Source organism: Amycolatopsis sp. SID8362, assembly GCF_010550475.1.
GTDB lineage: Bacteria > Actinomycetota > Actinomycetes > Mycobacteriales > Pseudonocardiaceae > Amycolatopsis > Amycolatopsis eburnea.
Map to the genome: position 1 here is coordinate 1 of NZ_JAAGNB010000125.1, position 357 is coordinate 357.

At 75.9% G+C, this 357-nt stretch carries 1 protein-coding gene; it reads left to right on the forward strand.

Going from position 1 to position 357, the window contains the following annotated elements:
• On the forward strand, nucleotides 1–357 hold a 357-nt coding region (locus G3I65_RS04185; RefSeq protein ID WP_160694910.1), incomplete at both ends, for a KR domain-containing protein.

Genomic DNA, 357 nt, shown 5'->3' on the forward strand with positions numbered 1-357 from the left:
TCCCGACGCGCCCGGTGCCGCCGAACTGGCCGCCGACCTGCGGGAACTCGGCGCGAACGTCCGGATCGTCGCGGGTGACGCCGCCGACCGCCGGGAGCTGGCCGCGGTGCTCGCCGCGATCCCGGCGGACCGGCCGCTCACCGGGGTGGTGCACGCGGCAGGCGTGCTCGACGACGGCGTCGTCGCGTCGCTGACGCCCGAGCGGCTCAACGCGGTGCTGCGGCCCAAGGTCGACGCCGCGCTGAACCTGCACGAATTCACCCGGGACCTCGGGCTGTCGGCGTTCGTGCTGTTCTCCTCGGCCGCGGCCACGCTGGGCAGCCCCGGCCAGGGCAACTACGCCGCGGCCAACGCGTT